18 protein-coding genes and 1 pseudogene are annotated in these 16,066 nt (G+C 44.3%); 10 read left to right on the top strand and 9 right to left on the bottom strand.

What is annotated here, in order from left to right:
* The first annotated feature begins 19 nt into the window (after positions 1 to 19).
* The 4 genes from BP688_RS10560 to BP688_RS10545 are packed head-to-tail and all read left to right on the top strand — an operon-like array spanning position 20 to position 3,532.
* On the top strand, positions 20 to 808 hold the full coding sequence (locus tag BP688_RS10560; protein WP_290597555.1) for an alpha/beta fold hydrolase: 789 nt from the start codon (positions 20 to 22) through the stop codon (positions 806 to 808).
* A 42-nt stretch (positions 809 to 850) separates the two neighbouring features.
* Positions 851 to 1,228 (top strand): hypothetical protein, encoded by a 378-nt coding sequence (locus tag BP688_RS10555; RefSeq protein WP_290597554.1) that lies wholly within the window; start codon positions 851 to 853, stop codon positions 1,226 to 1,228.
* A complete protein-coding gene (locus tag BP688_RS10550; protein ID WP_290597553.1) occupies positions 1,225 to 2,067 on the top strand; it encodes a DUF7847 domain-containing protein in 843 nt (280 codons plus the stop codon). Before BP688_RS10555 ends, BP688_RS10550 begins: the two co-directional genes overlap by 4 nt.
* Before the next feature lie 22 nt (positions 2,068 to 2,089).
* Positions 2,090 to 3,532 carry an RtcB family protein gene (locus tag BP688_RS10545; RefSeq protein WP_290623413.1) on the top strand — a complete coding sequence of 481 codons (1,443 nt, stop codon included), beginning with the start codon at positions 2,090 to 2,092 and terminating at the stop codon, positions 3,530 to 3,532.
* A 31-nt stretch (positions 3,533 to 3,563) separates the two neighbouring features.
* Here BP688_RS10545 and BP688_RS10540 read toward each other — a convergent pair.
* A pseudogene (locus BP688_RS10540) lies at positions 3,564 to 3,817 on the bottom strand (IS5/IS1182 family transposase); the annotation flags it as partial.
* A gap of 175 nt (positions 3,818 to 3,992) precedes the next feature.
* On the opposite strand from BP688_RS10540, the gene BP688_RS10535 reads away from it, so the two are divergent.
* Positions 3,993 to 6,992: a C1 family peptidase gene (locus tag BP688_RS10535; protein WP_290623411.1), complete on the top strand. Its 3,000-nt coding sequence runs from the start codon at positions 3,993 to 3,995 to the stop codon at positions 6,990 to 6,992.
* On the top strand, positions 6,989 to 7,642 hold the full coding sequence (locus BP688_RS10530; protein WP_290597550.1) for a DUF333 domain-containing protein: 654 nt from the start codon (positions 6,989 to 6,991) through the stop codon (positions 7,640 to 7,642). The genes BP688_RS10535 and BP688_RS10530 overlap by 4 nt, the downstream gene beginning before the upstream one ends.
* An 838-nt stretch (positions 7,643 to 8,480) precedes the next feature.
* Here the strand turns inward: BP688_RS10530 and BP688_RS10525 are convergent.
* The 5 genes from BP688_RS10525 to BP688_RS10505 all read right to left on the bottom strand — a co-directional run bounded on the left by BP688_RS10525 (position 8,481) and on the right by BP688_RS10505 (position 12,185).
* Positions 8,481 to 8,765, bottom strand: a complete 285-nt coding sequence (locus BP688_RS10525) for a hypothetical protein (RefSeq protein ID WP_290597549.1) — start codon at positions 8,763 to 8,765, stop codon at positions 8,481 to 8,483.
* A 280-nt stretch (positions 8,766 to 9,045) separates the two neighbouring features.
* Complete coding sequence (locus BP688_RS10520) at positions 9,046 to 9,390, bottom strand: succinate dehydrogenase/fumarate reductase transmembrane subunit (protein WP_290597548.1); 345 nt, start codon at positions 9,388 to 9,390, stop codon at positions 9,046 to 9,048.
* 1 nt (position 9,391) lies between these two features.
* Positions 9,392 to 9,766 carry a succinate dehydrogenase/fumarate reductase transmembrane subunit gene (locus BP688_RS10515; protein WP_290597547.1) on the bottom strand — a complete coding sequence of 125 codons (375 nt, stop codon included), beginning with the start codon at positions 9,764 to 9,766 and terminating at the stop codon, positions 9,392 to 9,394.
* 1 nt (position 9,767) lies between these two features.
* Positions 9,768 to 10,478 (bottom strand): succinate dehydrogenase iron-sulfur subunit, encoded by a 711-nt coding sequence (sdhB, locus tag BP688_RS10510; RefSeq protein ID WP_290597546.1) that lies wholly within the window; start codon positions 10,476 to 10,478, stop codon positions 9,768 to 9,770.
* A 9-nt stretch (positions 10,479 to 10,487) separates the two neighbouring features.
* On the bottom strand, positions 10,488 to 12,185 hold the full coding sequence (locus BP688_RS10505; protein ID WP_290623409.1) for a succinate dehydrogenase/fumarate reductase flavoprotein subunit: 1,698 nt from the start codon (positions 12,183 to 12,185) through the stop codon (positions 10,488 to 10,490).
* Between the two features lie 156 nt (positions 12,186 to 12,341).
* On the opposite strand from BP688_RS10505, the gene BP688_RS10500 reads away from it, so the two are divergent.
* From BP688_RS10500 to BP688_RS10485, 4 genes are all read left to right on the top strand, one after another.
* Positions 12,342 to 13,070: an amino acid ABC transporter ATP-binding protein gene (locus BP688_RS10500; protein ID WP_290597544.1), complete on the top strand. Its 729-nt coding sequence runs from the start codon at positions 12,342 to 12,344 to the stop codon at positions 13,068 to 13,070.
* Positions 13,071 to 13,154: 84 nt separating this feature from the next.
* Positions 13,155 to 13,568 (top strand): hypothetical protein, encoded by a 414-nt coding sequence (locus BP688_RS10495; RefSeq protein WP_290597543.1) that lies wholly within the window; start codon positions 13,155 to 13,157, stop codon positions 13,566 to 13,568.
* On the top strand, positions 13,565 to 14,251 hold the full coding sequence (locus BP688_RS10490; protein WP_290623407.1) for a hypothetical protein: 687 nt from the start codon (positions 13,565 to 13,567) through the stop codon (positions 14,249 to 14,251). Before BP688_RS10495 ends, BP688_RS10490 begins: the two co-directional genes overlap by 4 nt.
* 2 nt (positions 14,252 to 14,253) lie before the next feature.
* The gene (locus BP688_RS10485; protein WP_290597542.1) at positions 14,254 to 14,955 is read left to right on the top strand and encodes an ATP/GTP-binding protein; all 702 of its coding nucleotides are present in this window, start codon (positions 14,254 to 14,256) and stop codon (positions 14,953 to 14,955) included.
* Here the strand turns inward: BP688_RS10485 and BP688_RS10480 are convergent, their stop codons facing one another.
* Genes BP688_RS10480 through BP688_RS10470 form a run of 3 tightly spaced genes read right to left on the bottom strand, consistent with a single transcriptional unit; the run spans position 14,956 to position 16,066 of the window.
* Positions 14,956 to 15,426 carry a 50S ribosomal protein L11 gene (locus BP688_RS10480; RefSeq protein WP_290597541.1) on the bottom strand — a complete coding sequence of 157 codons (471 nt, stop codon included), beginning with the start codon at positions 15,424 to 15,426 and terminating at the stop codon, positions 14,956 to 14,958. It abuts the gene before it with no gap.
* Positions 15,427 to 15,431: 5 nt separating this feature from the next.
* Entirely contained in the window at positions 15,432 to 15,884 is a 453-nt protein-coding gene (locus tag BP688_RS10475) for a transcription elongation factor Spt5 (RefSeq protein ID WP_290597540.1), read from the bottom strand.
* Positions 15,881 to 16,066, bottom strand: a complete 186-nt coding sequence (locus BP688_RS10470; RefSeq protein ID WP_290597539.1) for a protein translocase SEC61 complex subunit gamma — start codon at positions 16,064 to 16,066, stop codon at positions 15,881 to 15,883. Before BP688_RS10470 ends, BP688_RS10475 begins: the two co-directional genes overlap by 4 nt.

Below are 16,066 nucleotides of genomic sequence, written 5' to 3'. Positions count from 1 at the left end.
AATAAATTCACCTATAATTATGCCATATGTTAGGAATGATGGAGTGAATGTTTACTATGAAGTAGAGGAGGGTGATGAGCCATCCCTCGTCTTCCTTCACGGATGGACTGCAAATATGAACTGGTGGAAAGATCAGAGGAACTACTTCTCAGGAAGATACAAAATGGTATTTATTGACAATAGAGGGCACGGAAACTCGGAAAAACCGCTTGAATATGAGCACTACAGATTCGAGAACTTTGTCTCCGATCTTGATCTAATTGCCGAAGAGATTGGCTTGGAGAAGTTCGTTCTTGTAGGTCATTCCTTCGGCACTATGATATCAATGAAATACTGCGTTGAGCATCCCGAAAAAGTTCTCGCCCTCATCCTCATCGGTGGTGGAACGAGGATTAGAACCTTTCACAAGCTCGGTTACCCCTTTGCAAAGTTTTTCGCTTCTATCGCCTATACGACATCGGCAAAATACGTAGCTAAACTTGCTGTCGGGAAAAATGCTGTAGAAGTGAGAAAATGGGTCTGGGAGCAGGCAATGAAATACACACCACCCTACTCTGCTATGAACACCTACAAAACTCTAAGGACTATTGACCTCAGGAAGGTGGCAGAAAGGATAGACAAACCTACCCTTGTTATTGCCGGAGAGGAGGATGCTTTGCTTCCTTTAAGCCGATCGAAGGAACTTAACAGTCTGATAAAGAATTCAAAGCTCGTGGTTGTAAAGAATGCAGGACATTGCGTTATGCTTGAGAGACCGGATGAAGTCAACAGGGCTATGGACGAGTTTATCAGCACGCTTACAGGTTAACCATACAGAAAAGTTAAATAGTAGATTTGATAACAGGTGTCTATGAGACCATTGGGAGTTACAATACTTGCCATACTGGGCTTCATAGGGTCCATAGGGTGCTTTGCTCTTGCAGCCCTTTTTGCGATACTTGGACAGATTGTCCCTGTAAGCGAACTTGAGCCTGCTGCACCATTCTTTACTTTGCTGCTGGCAGTTGGTAGCATTGTGTTCGTTATCCTTGGAGTGGTGGGTATAGTGATCTCATACGGGCTCTGGAAAGGAGCAGGCTGGGCGTGGTGGATATACATTATTCTTCTTGCAATTGGGATTGTCTCATCTCTGTTCTCACTCCCTCAAGGGATTATCGGCATAGTCATAAACGGTATAGTTATCTACTACCTCACCCGTCCCCATGTCAAGGAGTTCTTTGGAGTATGATATGGGAGACCATCAGAGCAGGATGGGAGGCGTGGAGGAGACACAAAGTTACAGGAATTCCATTCCTTATCTCCGGCTTGGTTAGCACTGCAATCTTTTTGTCATTTGCCCTCTTCCTTGTGTTCAAAATCTCTCCTGAACTGGTTCTTTCGGGTGATATGGCTGAAGTCAACAGAGAATATTTTACCCGACTTTTTGAGAGATACCTTGAAAACCTCGACCTGATATTTTATCTCCTGCTTGTAGGATCATTCCTTTTCATCATATTTGACACACTCTTCAGGGCTTGGGGGATTAAAGTCTGCTTTGACGCTTTGGAATGCAAAGTAGGACTTTTAGAAGGATTCAAATACGCAAAATCACGCTATTTCCCTTTTCTGATATACCGCCTCACGGTAGATATTATAGTGCTGGCGGGGCTCGTTCCGGTTTATTTTATCGTAAAGGCAATAAAGATTGGGGATATAAACAGCCTTGTACAATCTGCGATTGCGTTTTTCCTGTGGGGTGTTGTATTTCTGTGCTTGATAAGCGTTGTGTTTTTTCTTTTTACCTTCATCCCCTATGCGATTGTGCTGGATGGAGAGAGCGTTTTGTCGGGGATAAAAAAGGGACTTCAGGTGCTGAGAATATCAATTGCTGAAACCATTGTTTTCTGGCTCCTCGTCATTCTGGCTGGAATGGTTGTAGGAATACCCTTTCAACCCCTCCACTATTTCGGAATCTCAGGGATCGTGGTGGGATACGCTCTCTCGGCAATAGTAGGTTGGCTTACTGTTGCCCCAATAACAACTGCATGGTGGGTTGAACTTTATAAAAGGAAAAGTAAAATGCTTTAAATCGTCCTCATAATTTAAAGGCATGGAGAACGTTTTGAAAAAGGTTACCAACTACAAATGGGAATTACCGAAAGGATACAAGCCCGGAATGAGGGTTCCCGCTTACTTCTACATAAGCAGGAAGCTGATGCAGATTCTTGAACGGGATGCTGTAGAGCAGGCTGCAAACGTAGCAACTATGCCGGGGATACACATGGCATCGCTTGTGATGCCCGATGTGCATGTCGGTTATGGATTTCCAATTGGGGGTGTGGCCGGCTTTGACGTTAACGATGGCGTAGTCTCACCCGGTGGAGTTGGATTTGACATAAACTGCGGGGTGAGGCTGCTTCGGTCTAATCTGAGAGTTGAGGACATAAAACCGAAGATCAAGCAGCTTATAGACGAGTTGTTTGTTGCCGTACCCTCAGGAGTTGGTAGCGAGGGAAGGCTGAGAGTTAGTGACAGAGAACTGGATGAGATTTTCGTTGCCGGAGCTAAGTGGGCTGTGGAGAACGGATACGGCAGTGAGGAGGACCTGAAGCACTGTGAGGAGAATGGAGCATTAGATGGTGCGAGGCCTGAGGTTGTGAGCAAGAGGGCGAGAGATAGAGGTAGACCTCAGCTTGGAACGCTCGGTAGCGGTAATCACTTCCTTGAGGTGCAGTATGTGGACAAGATATTCGACGAGGAGGTAGCAAAGGCTTTCGGACTGGAAGAAGGAATGGTAACAGTAATGATACACTGCGGAAGCAGAGGCTTGGGGCATCAGGTATGCACGGACTTTCTGGAAGTGCTTGACAGGGCTGTTAAGAAGTATGGAATCAAGCTACCGGACAGACAGCTCGCATGTGCGCCGATAAACAGCAGGGAAGGGCAGGACTACTTTGCTGGAATGGCTGCTTCAGCAAACTACGCATGGTGCAACAGGCAGATCATCGCCCACTGGACTCGCGAAACCTTCCAGAAGGTTTTTGGGATGAATGAGGAGGATCTGGAGATGGGCCTGATATATGATGTTGCACACAACATAGCGAAATTCGAGGAGCACCGGGTTAATGGCAAAAAGGTAAAGTTGTGTGTCCACAGGAAGGGGGCTACGAGGGCTTTCGGTCCGGGAACTGGAGAGATTCCCGACGACTACGTGAATTTTGGTCAGCCCGTGCTGATCCCGGGAAGCATGGGCACTCCGAGTTACGTTCTTGTGGGAACTGAAAAAGCGATGGAGGAGACTTTCGGCTCGACCTGTCACGGCAGCGGGAGAGTAATGAGTAGGGCAGCAGCGAAGAGAAGACTGAGGGGCAACGTGGTTAAGCAGAACCTTGAAAGGAAGGGCATATACGTTAGAGCCACACACGGTGCTCTGCTGGCTGAGGAGGCTCCTGAGGCCTACAAGCTGAGCGATGATGTCGTGGATGTCGTTCACAGGGCTGGTATTTCGAGGCTTGTGGCGAGGTTAAGGCCATTGGGTGTGGCTAAAGGCTAAAAATTTATGGTTTTCTTCATCTCACCACTCAGACCGATCTTAATTTAACCTCCTCCTGTATTCTCAAAAACTTTCTCAGTTCTAATCGTTTATTCACCTCGCTAACAGCGTAAGATATCTCTTTATGATCTTCAGAATTTCTATCGCCTTGTTTACCGGTGTTATTCCATTCATTGCCAGAGCTTTTTTCGTCTCCCTCCTCTCCATCTTATCAATGATTTCTGATAGAAGATCTCATTTTTCATCCCCTCTTACCGATAAACGAGTTAATCCTACTTTCCTGATTAGCTGTCAGTTCTTTGAATGTGGAGATGCGAGAATGGAGATTGAATTGCAAGTTTGAGAACACTATACACAATGTTAACGAATCCAACAATCGCTTATTGTAAAATGGAATTACAATTGAGTAATTTAACTTCATAATGAAAAAACTAAATATTTTTAAAATTTGTAACATACTATGGCAGCAGTAAGGTTGATAACACTGTTTATAATAGTCTTGCTGTCACTACATCTCACCAGTGCTCAATGTCAACCTACCTGCGACAAAGTAGGAACAAGAATTGAGGGGTGGTACGACTCATGTACCGGTGAGGTAATCAAATACGATTCGTGTAATAGATGTGTTGCAATCTGTGATAAAGTAGGGACGAGAGAGGAGGGGTGGTACAGTTCGTGTGACAATTCTTTGATTAAGCTTGAAGTATGTTCCGTAACCACTACCACTGCAATCCGGACGACGACCACTGTGACAACCACAACAACACCAATACCTATACGAACTACAACAACACCCGTGATCACACCAACACAGAAAATAGAAGAATTTCAGCCAGAGTGTTCCATAGATACCGACGGAAAGAACTTTTATGTTAAAGGCAGATTGGGATACTGGTCCTATATCGGAAAGGTATTTGTAAGTCCTCAGCTGGGTCCAAGCGGACCCGAATCCGTAACTCCACTGCACTACAAACTACTATCCTTCGAGGACTACTGCAAGGATGAGTCCACGTTGGTTGAGTACTACTGCCAAATTGAAGAAGAGTGGAGGTGTCAGAGCTTAGGCTGGATGTCAGACTACTTTATCATGGATAACACTACTGGAAATCCTGTTCCTGCTGACACAGATGAGCTCGCCAGCTATTATTGCGTTCTTAGCCCATATGCCAACTCCGGAACAGTTGCCTACACTGAGCACCATTGCTTGTGTGGGAAATGTATAAATGGTGCATGCCCTCCCGGGGAGGAAGATTCTGACGGGGATGGTGTTCTTGACTGTTTTGATAATTGCGTGTTGGAACCGAACTACGACCAAATGGACTCCGACAATGATGGCTGGGGAGATGCGTGTGATAAATGTCCTTTTGATAAAGATAACGATAAAGATGGAGATGGTGTTTGTGGAGATGTAGACAATTGCCCCTATACCAAAAATCCTGGACAAGAAAATTCTGATGGCGACAAATGGGGAGATGCGTGTGATAACTGTCCTTTCGTTACCAATGATCAAACAGACTCCGACAATGATGGCTGGGGAGATGCATGTGACAACTGTCCCAACATCTACAACCCCAGTCAGATTGATGCAGATGGGGATGGCATAGGTGCTGAGTGCGATATTTGTGATAAGTCAAAATCCAATATAGATACAGATGGTGACGGAGTTGGAGATGAATGTGATAACTGTCCTAACTTACCGAACCCCGATCAACTCGATAGTGACGGTGATGGCTACGGAGATGCATGTGACTGTGCCGACTCCGTAAAAGGTGCAAATGAGGATGGCATTGACTGTGGAGGAATCTGTCCTCCCTGCAACCGCTGTGATTTAGATACGCTACCAACCAAATTTGACTGGAGGGATTACATAACTCTGCCACCAATAAGAGATCAAGGTAGTAATTGCGGCTCCTGTTGGGCACACTCTGCTGTTGGTACGGTTGAAGCTGGTTTGATACTCTATGCGGGTGCGAAATCAACAATTAATCTCTCAGAACAATTCCTAATAAACTGTGAGCAGGACTGTGAGTTCGATTTGATATGGTGCTGGTCAACCAGTGGAGATTGTGATGGTGGATGGGCGCATAAAGCTTTGTCGTATATCATAAACAACGGTGTTCCTGACGAATCCTGTCTCCCCTACAAAGAAGCCAATGGAAACTGCAATGATAAATGCACTGACTGGGAATACAGGGTTGGCGGAATTATCTATAGAGGAAAGGTGAGTAACGATATCGACGAAATAAAGAGAGCACTGATTTGCCATGGCCCCCTCTCAGCCGGGTCAGATAATTGGGAACATGCTGTTGTGATAGTCGGATATGACGACAACAGTCAGATCTGCATGAACAAATACGGCACGCCGGGATGTTGGATAATTAGAAACAGCTGGGGAGTTGATACAGGATGGCAGTGTCCGAAGAAAGGTGAATGTGTCTGGGCTGTGGATGGTTACGCATATATCCCCTACTCTGATTTCAAATATAGTGACCTGAAGAATAGAGTCTATTACGCTCTTCCAGCAGACTACACAATACATCTGGATTTCGAAGAGGGTGATGGACTTGCTGCAGGTGACCTTGATGGAGATGGAAAAGGCGAGATAATTCACGGGGATAGAGCAGACGTCATTCGCATTTTCTACGGTATCAATACCTACGGCGGCTATGGTCACGCAGATCCCCACATAGTATACTATCCCGATATGCAAGATTTTGAATTCTCAAAATGGGATGAGTTGGCTGTTGGAGATCTGAATGGAGATGGGTATGGTGAGTTGATCCACGGAAATAAAAATTCTGGCAAAATTGAAATTTACATCAAAACAAGTTTTCCAGTTATAGAACCTGCAATCATTAAAAACTACGAATTTGAAGTTGGGTTTAAACCGGGAGACGACTTGGAGACTGGTGACTTTGATGGGGATGGAAAGGATGAGATAATCTACGCTGACAGGAGCAGCCATGAAATAAGGATCTACAAGATGGGATACACGAATGATAAATTTTTCATTGACAAACAGTACGTTTATCTTTCAAATTTTGAGGATGAAGACAAGATCTGTGCAGGAGATGTAGATGGTGACGGGAATGATGAACTTGTTCATGGTGACCATTCGGCAGACGAAATACACATTATTGACATAACTCTTGGCGTTCAAGAATTATTGATAGCTAACCCACTAAAATCTATTCACTACAGCGATTATGAAGGTCGAAACGGTCTGGGGTGTGGAGATCTCGACGGTGATGGGGTGGATGAGATCGTGATAGGTGAAAGAGATGACTGGTTAGAAGTGTACGATGTCTCGGGGAATTTGATAAAACGCATGAAAATCAATTTTGAGAAGGGTGATGGATTTGCCATTGCCGATGTTGATGGGGATGGAAAAGACGAGATAATCCATGGAGATAAGGGAAATTCAATCCATATTATCAATGGAGACAGGTGGTGGACATGATTAGAAGGATTTTGTGTGTCTTGATATTATTTATAGTTCTCACAGGCAGTGCTTCAGCACTTAGAAATCCAGCAGCAGTTTACTGCGAAGCCCTCGGTTACCACTATAGAAGTGACTCGACCCCATTAGGTGACGTGGGCAAGTGCATTCTGCCAAATGGTGAAGCAGTTAATGGATGGGATTTTTTTAGAGGAGAAGTTGCTCTTGAATACAGCTACTGTGCAATAAAAGGATACGAGGCCAAGCATGTGGAAAGAGAAGACTGTAAGAGTTGCTTAGTTTGTGTCTTACCTGACGGTAGAGAAGTAGAAGTTACAGAGCTAATGGGTCTGAGCTTTGAAGAAACCGTATGCGGCGATGGGGTTTGTGGCATTCCTGAGAACTACTCCACATGTCCTCAGGACTGCCACTCTGGAGATGAGGATGGATATTGTGATGCCATCAAGGATGGGATATGCGACCCAGACTGTTTGAACAACGAGGACGTTGATTGTACGAAATCCAATATAAACAAAACGCAAGAAAAAATCACCGAGATTACAACAGAAAGGAGTATAAGTGTAGAAACTCCGAGTTTTGGATTTGAAATTGCAGTAGTTGGGATCGTAATAGCAGCGGCACTCATCAGATGGCGAAAAAAGGTTATATAATTTTTTTATTTTTTAAGTCTCAGTGTCGTTGGTATTTCAGAACATAGTGAGTTTTATTAAGAGTGGAGCTAAAACTTTTCTATAGTTAAAATAGAAAAATAAAAATTATCTAAATCTGAAGGCTGTATTTTCTCTCGTGATTACCCATTCTAAAGATTTTTTACTTCCAAAAGGTCAGAAATATGGCCAATAACCCTCGTGATGTAAGTGTTTACCTTTACTGGTAAGCAAGTGTTTACATTTAGGATATATTTCCATTGTCTTATATAGGTCGTAAGTGTTTTTATAGCCCTCGCACATCTCTGCATCTATTTTGCCCTGAATGGTCATCACCCTCTTTGCAATATAAATTCCTGTCTCGATAATTTACTTCACTATTAATTTTGGCTGGCATCATCATTAAAGAAGCTCCAAGGGATGAAAGACCAATTGCGTTCAAGGTTTTCTCCCCTACATCTATCAGCATCAATTTTTGAAGTTTTCCGTAGGCTTATAATCTGTCAGTTGTATGTTCACTTTTCATTTTAACTGCAATCTCACCAATTTTAAGTCCTGTATCGACGTACGATACGTATTTAGTAGTTTCCTTAACCTCTCCGGAACCATATTCGACTCCAAAGCTTTATCTGCATCTGCTACGACTTTAGCCCACTCTCTTGCATACTTCGTCCCTTTGTATATATCCCAACCATCGCCTCAGCCAACTCTTTTATTTCCTAGATGGTTTTAAGACTTTTGTATAGTTCCATATCCATCAAACAGGCAGTAGTAATAGTATCGGCCTACATTTTCGAAAGTTTTAATGATTTTGGCATACCCGTCTTCGTCAGTAAATGACTCACCGGGAAATACATAGTTTGATCCATCTTTGAGATATAACTTTACACGTTTTATTTTTCAAATTTACACGCTCTGATCCCTCTTCTCCCTGCAACCTATATTTTAATTCGGTTTCTTCCCCAACTCTACCTTTAACGGCATAGGCTTTTAGATGGGTTTCAATCTTTGTGATACTTATAACCTGCTCATCATAAATGCATCCTCTTACATAACGCCCTGTTTTGTGTTTGATTCCATCAGGATCTTTCCAATACGTAGTACTGCACCCCATTGCCACTTTCAAGTGCAATTGTGTCAATCAATTTACTTTCTTTCGAATTTAGGTGCAGAGATTTCAAGTATGAGTTGTCTCTATATGCCTCTATCTCAATCAGCACGTCTAAATAGTTTTTCACATATATTTTTTGCTGACATGGCGTGCGGATACAACACTAACACACACCACCATTACACATGCTATCAGCAGATACCGCAACATATAACACAGTTTATCCCAATTTCTTTTTTTGGCAACTTTGTGGTATATAACATATAAAATTAAATTAAATTCCTCAATCAAAAATTTAAATGGAAACAAGCAGGTAAAGACCGTAGAAGAAGGCAACGAGGAACATAAGCGTTGTCAGAAGGTTAATAGTACCTCTACTTCTCATTCCAGCATTGGTATCGAGAGCTATCGCCCTGAGGCCGTTGAATGCATGGAAAGATACAACCAGAAGCAGAACTGCATACATCACCCTGTACTCCGGCAGGCTGAGTCTCTGAATAACTCCCGCATACTCAAGAGCTTCATGCGAGATCATGTGGGTGACATAGAAATGCACTGTTACCAGCACTATCATCGCAAGTCCGGTCAGCATCTGGAAGATCCACGCAATCGGCTCTATAACACTTTTTGCGGAGTTCATCTCAACCACCTGTCAGAGAGTACATGATATAGCTTGCATACAGCCATGCGGCCAAGGCAATGACAACAGCAAGGGCAAGAAGAGCTTTGTGATACTCGTAGGCCAGTCCAAATTCATGCAGGATTATCCTGAACCCGTTAACACCATGAAACACACCGCACAGCACAAGGAGTATGTCGAAAATCAAAAACTCCTTGGATACCGTCAGCGCGATCATGCTTTCGTACGTTTCTCCAGTTTTGTCGAGTAGGGTTGTGAGGTAGGTGAGGTGCATGCAGAGGTAGATAAGCAGAACTATACCCGTCAGTCGCTGAAAAGTGAATGCCCAGCTGAAAATGCTTCTTCCTCCAAGCTTAAACCATCCTGAAATTCCCATTCTACCACCCCAGAATACTTCTCAGAATGCTGAAGGCTGTGCTTCTTCTCAGCATTTGAACAGCCTTTGCAGGTTCCACGTTCTTCGGACATACTTCGCTGCACTCCATCGCGAGATGACATCTCCAAACTCCATGTGATGAACTTGCTACCTCGTATCTATCCCTCCGTCCCTCATCCCTGCTGTCTGCACAGAATCTGTAGGCAGCGGCCATCGCTGCAGGGCCAAGATAGCTGTCAAGGGTTGAGGCTGCAGGACAAACGGAGTAGCACGCACCACATTTAATACAGAGCGTAAAGACGTAGTATTCATTAAGCTGCTCGGGAGTCTGCAAAAGCTCCTTTGGTTCCTCGTAGTTCTCATCCTGCCTGATGAGATAGGGCTTTACAGCTTTATGCTTCGCAAAGAATCCTTCAAAGTCCGTCACAAGGTCTTTTATCACCCTGTAATTCTCAAGAGGTTCAACAATAATTTTATTGCCAAGGAACAAAATCTGGGTCTCACATGCCAGCCTTGGTTTTCCATTTATCTTCATGGCACAACTTCCGCATATCCCCATTCTGCAAGATGCTCTGAAAGCGAGGCTTGAGTCCAGATTTTCCTTTATGTAATACAGACCTTCAAGGACTGTCATTCCCCTCTTCGCCGGAACCTCAAAGCTCTGCCAGTATGACCTGAACCCGTCATACCTCCTAACTCTGAACTCAGCCATCAAACCACCTCAATATTTCCTCTCAACAGGTTCCCATTTGGTCACAGTCACCGGAATGTATTCGAATCTTGGACCCTCAGGTGTGTAGTAAGCCATCGTGTGTTTGAGCCAGTTTTCATCATCTCTTTTTGGATAGTCGAGCCTGTAGTGTGCTCCTCTGCTTTCCTGCCTTTTTAAAGCGCCAACTGCTACAACCTCCGCGAGGTCAAGCAAGTATCCAATTTCAATGGTCATCATGAGGTCTGTGTTAAACCCTCTTGACCTGTCGTTTATCTCCACGTTCCTGTAGCGCTCTTTAAGCTCCTTTATCTTCCTTACCGCCTCCTTCAGCCCATTCTCTTCCCTGAATATCCACATATCCTTATCCATAGTTTCGTTGAGCTCTCTTTTTATTTGATACGGGCTCTCGTCTCCGCTCTTGCCGAGTAGTTCATCGTAAATCCTGCTCTCTTCCTTCATCATAACCTCTTCAGTAATTTTCCCTCCTCTTGCATTCATCGCATACTCTGCTGCACTTTCTCCTGCAACCCTCCCGAAAACGAGACATTCAGCAGTCGAGTTTGTTCCAAGTCTGTTAGCTCCGTGAATGCTAACACATGCACATTCCCCAGCGGCAAAGAATCCTTTAACGGGAGTTTCACATCTGACGTTGGTATGTATCCCACCCATCGTGTAGTGAGCGACCGGCTTGACCGGTATCGGCTCCTCGACGGGATCAACTCCAGCAAACTTTATTGCCGCGTCCCTTATTAGTGGAAGTCTCTCCTCTATCTTCTCCTCGCCAAGGTGTCTCAGGTCAAGAGCTATGTAGGGCCCATAATCCCCTTCAAGCCCTCTTCCCTCCAATATTTCTGTCCACATAGCCCTTGACACTATATCTCTCGGACCGAGTTCCATCTTCTCAGGGGCATACTTTTTCATGAACCTCTCACCATCTTTGTTCAGAAGATATCCCCCCTCACCCCTGCACCCCTCGGTCATCAGAATTCCGGAAGGAATTAATCCAGTAGGATGAAACTGAACGAATTCCATGTCTTTGAGCGGAATTCCATTGCGGTAGGCGATGGCCATGCCATCCCCCGTGACCTGATGGCTGTATGTGGTAAACCCATACAGCCTCCCAGCTCCACCAGTTGCGAATACTACAGATTTGGCTTCGAAAAATACAAGGTTTCCTGTTTTCAGTTCAACTGCTGAGACTCCCTGAACTGTGTTTTCTTCAATTATAAGGTTGGTGATGAGGTATTCCGGATATATTTCGATGTTGTCGTATTTAAGCATCCTTTCGTAGAGCGTATGTACCTCATGAAACCCTGTCCTGTCCTTCGCAAAGGTTGCTCTGTTAAAGCTATGCCCACCAAAAGGTCTCTGGGCTATTGTTCCGTCTTCATTTCTGCTCCAAGGACAACCCCAGTTGTCGAGTCTCAGTATCTCCTTTGGACATTCTCTGACGAAGAATTCGACAGCATCTTGATCTGCGAGAAAATCACTGCCCTTGACTGTATCCCAGGCATGTAAATCGAAGCTATCCCCATCCCTAAGTACAGCAGCTGTTCCACCCTCCGCACACACGCTGTGGCACCTGATCGGATAGGTTTTTGCGATAATTGCAATTGATAGTCTGCTATTCTTCTCCGCTGCTGCAATTGCGGCCCTCATTCCGGCAAGTCCTGCACCAACAATGACAATGTCGTGCTGCACTCTCACGTTATCACCTGAACCGAAAGTATGATTGCTACAATCCTTTTTTAGATTTACTACTTACCTTTTTCGGCATCTAAAAATAACTTTGTATTCCTTAGTACATGCTCGCAATCAGCAGAGAACAAACATTTTAATAAACTCAATATTAAACTCAATCCAATGCCACTGCTTGAAATCATAGACCTGCACAAGAGGTTCAACGACCTTCACGTACTGCGCGGGATCAATATGAGTGTTAAAAAGGGAGAAGTGGTTGTGATCATTGGCCCTTCAGGAAGTGGCAAATCCACGCTTCTAAGGTGTATAAACAGACTTGAGGAGCCAACCTCCGGAAAAATAATTCTGGATGGAATTGAAATTACCGACAGTAAGGTTGACATCAACAAGATAAGGCAGCGGATCGGAATCGTCTTTCAGCAATTCAACCTCTTTCCACATTTAACGGCTCTGCAGAATATAACACTCGCCCCAATCAAAATAAAGAAGATGAATAAAAGAGATGCTGAGGAACTGGCGATGAAGTTGCTTGAAAAGGTCGGGCTTGCTGACAAGGCAGATTACTATCCAGCCCAGCTAAGTGGTGGTCAGCAGCAGAGAGTCGCAATCGCGAGGGCTTTAGCCATGAATCCTGAGGTAATGCTCTTCGATGAAGTTACTTCCGCTCTTGACCCCGAACTTGTTAAGGAGGTTCTTGACGTCATGAAAAACCTCGCCAGAGATGGTATGACGATGCTTGTGGTAACGCATGAAATGGGTTTTGCGCGAGAAGTGGGGGATAGAGTCATCTTTATGGATGGCGGAGTTATAGTTGAAGAGGGGGCTCCAGAAAAGGTTTTCTCCGATCCTGAGCATGAGAGGACGAGGAAGTTTCTGAGTATGATTCTTTAGTTTTCCTCTCCCTGTGTCAACCAATTGTAGTTTGTTCAAAAAAGTCCAAAAACTAAAAATATGGTTCTGCTAACAATATGATAGGTGGTCACCATTAGCTGGCAGATCGTTCTCGCAGTAATAGGTGTGATTGTAGGGTTTGTTGTTACAGACAGAATTCTCGAAAAAAGGGGTTACGGTGTCAAGGGCAAAGCATCCAACGTGAGTATTGACAATCTGGCTGAATTTTTGAGAGAGAAGTATCTGGTGAATGTAGCCATTGTAAGCGAAGAAAACAAAATTGCGATTGGTGTTGATGACTTTGAAATTGACGAAATGAGGACAGCACTTGAAGTTTCACGGAGCGATGAAATCCTGCGCATCTCCAATAGCGACTATAAGTATGCAGTCAAAAGGGGAAACGTGTTTATATACTTGCACGGTAAATTCATTTCGCTTGAAGACTTCTCTCAAGTCTGGACGATAGTGCAGAACGCGTTGAGGGGGGTGAGAACTTGATTCTTTTCCTTATCGCACTGCTTTCAGCAACTACTGCTGTTCAGGGGGACGTGATTAACCTAACACTAACCGAACCTGCCCAAGTTGTTCTTGACGAGTGTATGTATTTTGAGAACACTTTGACGAGCACCGCAAACCTCTCGGCAGGAGAGTATGCGATAAAGGTAACCCATTCGTGCTATGGTTCCTATTTCATAGAGATTAAGAGTGCCAAAGGCTTGGAGACGATTCAGGTGAAAGTAGAAAAGGATAATGAGCCCGAAAACTCTCTTGTGGAGTTGGATAACCAAATTCTCAACCTGAAAAAGGAGATTTTACAGCTTGAGAATAGGAACAGCTACTTGCAAAATCTCGTAGAGACGCTTAACAGTATCAATGTGGAGCTTTACGACAGGATAAAGGAGTATGTTGAGAAGAACAGAGACCTTAAGAGTCAGGTAAGTAAACTCAGTCTTATGGCAGAAAACTGCTCTAAGGTCGTGGAGAACCTCAAAGGACTATTAAAAAGTAAAAATGAAACAATAACTGTTCTTGAAAGTGAGAACGTGCAGCTTAAGGCGCGGATTAGTTCACTCAATCAAAGTTTAACAGCAGCAAGCTCTTACTCTGAAATATTCCGCACTCTGTTCTTCACGACCCTTGCGTTCTTAGTAGGATCGCTGTTTGCAATACTCAGGAGGTGACCATGGAAATTTTTGTGATCGGAAGCGCCGGCAGTGGTAAGAGCACATTTGTCAAAAATTTCTCAGAGTTTCTATGGGAGAAGGGTTACAAGGTTAGCTGTGTGAACCTCGATCCGGCGAGCGATCCTATTTTTGATGCTGAGGCTAACATAAGGGACTACGTAAGAGTAGAGGACGTTATGGTAAACTATGGTCTCGGAGTCAATGGAGCATTGCTGAAATCTGTGGAACTTGGGCTTAAATTTGCCGAAAAGTTGAAGAAAGAGGCAGACTACGTTCTGTATGACACGCCAGGTCAGATGGAGGTGTTCATATTCTCTGAAGAGGGTAGAAAATTTGTCGAAAAACTTTCTGGGTCTTTTACCGCTGCCATCTTCCTTATGGATTTAACACTCGTCCGGGATGCTGAGAGCTTTCTTTCTGCTGTTTTGCAGGATGTTATTGTCTCTTTAAGACTTTCCTTACCAACTCTCACTGCCTTCACCAAGGTAGATGTGGCCGATCCCGACATTAACGCGATGGTGGATGAGATATTTAAAAAGGAGGGTGTTCTCGCGGAGCTGCTTGAGAAAATAGTGGAGTTCATCGAGTACACCACAATACCCTACAGAGCAATCAAAGTGTCGAATATTAAAAAAACGGGTTATGAAGAGCTCTTTTCTGCAATTAATGAGCTCTTCTGTGCCTGTGGGGATATAAGCTAACTACTCTTCAGGGATGTCCACTTTGCCTTCATCAATTTCCTTTGTTAGCTCTTTTGGATGTTTCCCCTCCACCGTGATCCCCATGGAGTTGCACGTTCCAAGAACCTCTTTGACAACCTCCTTCAAAGTATACGAGAGGGACTGCTGCTTCTTGATTCTCGCAATACTCAAAAGCTGCTCCATTGTAAGATTGCCAACAAACTCTCTTCCCGGACTTGTTGCACCCTTCTCAATTCCAAGTTCTCTTTTGATCAGTGCTGAGACAGGCGGTATTCCTACCTCTATGTCAAATGACCTGTCGTCGTGGACTATTATCTTCACCGGAACGTTCAGTCCCTCGTAGTCCTTCGTCGCCTCATTTATTCTATCCACTACCTCCTTGACATTCAGTCCGAGTGGACCGATCGCTGGACCAAGAGGTGGACCCGGAGAAGCCTGACCACCGGGAACCAAAACTTCAACTACTTGCATTTTATCTACACCTCCTCCTTTTTGTCAATCACTCTAACATGATCTGCCTTGACAGTTACAGGGATCGGAACGACAGCCTCAAGAAGTTCGACCGTTATTTCATTCTTTGCCTCATCAACACGCTTCACAATGGCAAGTTCACCTTTAAACGGACCTGAGATAACTTCAATTGTGTCTCCTTCCCTGATCTGCTCTGCAGCTTTCTTCGGCGTTAGAAAATGTTCAATTTCCGTGAAGTTTATCTCTCCTTTAACAACACCCCTCACGTGAGGCAACCCCCTGATTGTCTTGAGGACATCATCAGGGGTTTCAGCCTCCACAATAACATAACCTCTCAGCTCCTTTGGGGCTAAAATTGAATAAACACCAAGTTTGTGCTTTTTAGCCGCCATTTCCATAAGATTGGCGACAACTCTCTCCTGATTAGCTGTTGTTTTGATAGCAAAATACTTGCTCATTTCAGAGCACCCGGCAGAATCTCCATCAATATGTAGATTGCAAAACCTATAAACCCGACGACAAACATTACAGCCAGAGCTACCTTCGCAGTCATTGAGAACTCTTCCCAGTCTGGCTTTCTCGCCATTTTCAGAACGTTGAAGTATTCCTTGAGCTTATTCTGAATATCGCTGATCTGCAT

Source organism: Archaeoglobus sp. UBA230 (genome assembly GCA_002507545.1).
GTDB lineage: Archaea > Halobacteriota > Archaeoglobi > Archaeoglobales > Archaeoglobaceae > Archaeoglobus.
The sequence above is the reverse complement of the archived record's forward strand: the minus strand, read 5'-3'. Positions and strand labels throughout refer to the sequence as shown.